This is a genomic window from Oleiphilus sp. HI0125 (genome assembly GCF_001635355.1).
Map to the genome: position 1 here is coordinate 1 of NZ_LWGF01000704.1, position 2,135 is coordinate 2,135.

Below are 2,135 nucleotides of genomic sequence, written 5' to 3' on the forward strand. Positions count from 1 at the left end.
AGCTTGGACTGGCCACTGGTGATCGAAAACACTTTGCGCACAGGCAAGTCGACGATCCAGGTATTCTTTTTCGTTTTTCGTTAGAACCCAACGAAGAAATTGAAATCTACACGAGCGTGAAAACAAAAGGCTCGATGACCGTTCCTATGTTGATTTGGGAAGAGACGCATTACTTTGAACAAGCTTCGAAAGAGCAAAAGGTTCATTTCTTTTACTATGGCGTTCTGACGATTATTGCGATTATTAATCTCGCTGTTTTTCTTCGCTTAGGCGAACGATTGTATCTTTATTATGCGCTGGCTATCGCAAGCTATTTGTTATTCTTTGCGAGTAGTCGAGGATATATCCATCAACATTTTCTAAATGATCTTCCCGAACTAAATGGGCGCCTGTTCTTGGCGTCTATGCCCTTGCTCTCTATTTTTTCTCTTTTATTCGCAAAGTTATTTTTGCGAATGAAGTCGATTAGTCCGCGCTTCGATAAGCTTCTTCAGGCGATGATAGCGCTGGAGTTGATACACCTCTGTATCATTTTATTCGCAGATTATAGCATTGCGGTGCGTATCTCGGTTGTGGGTGCGTTATTGCTTTTTAGCGTCCTCGCTTTTGCAGGTCCCATCGCTTGGTATAAAGGGCTTCGTTCAGGTATTTATTTCACGGTTGCTTGGATTCCTTTGACCGTTGGTTTTGCGATAACAAGCGGCCGCACTACAGGCGCATTGCCAAATACATTTTGGACTGAGTACGCCATGCAGATTGGATCTGGACTTGAGGCATTGATTTTGACTTTGGCTCTTGCAGATCGTTTGTATCGCGAGCGTGAAAAGAAAATATCTGCGCAATCAAAGAGTCTTCATATCGAGCAACAGCGAAATTACACACAGAGTTTGTTAACGCAAACCATGTCACGTGATCGAGTCACTAATCTGCTTAATCGAAATCATTTCGAGAACCTCTTACGTGAGCAGATGGATGCTGCGCCCAATAGAAGAATGATGATCTCGATGGTGCATTTGACGCGCATCTCTGATATTACGCGGACGCTCGGCTTGGCCAGCTCTGAGACGGTTTTGGCGCAAATGGCGGTGTTTTTAAACGAGAAGTGCAGAGATATGTTCGGAGTAATTAGTGTTGAGCATATGCAAGGAGTTGGCCCAGACGCGGCGTTTCAAATTGCGAATGAAACATTCGGTGTACTTATTGATTTAGATAAATTCGAAAAAAACCGTCAGCCGTTTGATGATCTCTTAGTCGAGCTCGCATCGCCGATTGAATTTGATGGCTTAACGTTTGAACTAGCACCATTATATGGTTGCTCTCTTTATCCCAATCATGGCTCAGAGCCGGCACAATTAATTCGAAATGGATTGATTGCGATGGATCGCTCCGAACGAGGCTCCATGGGAATCTATAGTGAGAAGTACGATATCTATAGTTCGAGCCGGCTTACCCTGATGACAGACTTACGTAAGGCCTTGAATGATGATGCGCTCAGTTTAGTGTTTCAGCCGAAGTTTGAAATTAGTAGCGGGAAGGTGATTGGTCTCGAGGCTTTAGTACGTTGGATTCATCTAGAGAATGGTTTTGTTCCTCCGGATCAATTTATTCCCCTGGCCGAAGAAACTGGGGTAATTAATGAGCTGAGCTTATGGGTATTTCAAGAAGCGATACGTGCTTTAGTAATGCTACGAGCTCAAGGCTATGACGGAAGCATGTCGATTAATATTTCAGCGCGTGATCTGAAGTTTAAGTATTTTGGCGCTCAACTTCTTAAAACGCTGAAGACCGAGAATGTATCACCTGAATTGGTTTACTTGGAGTTAACCGAAACTGCGGCGATGGATGATCCGGCGTTTAGCATTGCGACACTGGATAAATTAGCAGCCCATGGGTTCAAGATTTCAATTGATGACTTTGGCGCGGGTTATTCATCGTTGTCATATCTCAAAGGTTTGCCTGCAAGTGAAATCAAGTTAGATCGCTCTTTGATCGAAGATATAAAGAATGATGAAAACTCAAAAGTGATCATACAAACCGTGATTGCGATGGCGGAAGGTTTAGGCTGCGATTTGATTGCAGAGGGCATCGAAGATGCACAAACTTTAAAAGTCTTAGAGAAGTTATCGTGTAACCGT

General features: G+C 43.5%; 1 protein-coding gene. It reads left to right on the forward strand.

Annotated elements, in window-relative coordinates; all coding sequences use genetic code 11:
* On the forward strand, positions 1-2,135 hold a 2,135-nt coding region (locus A3762_RS10260), incomplete at both ends, for an EAL domain-containing protein (RefSeq protein ID WP_068755298.1).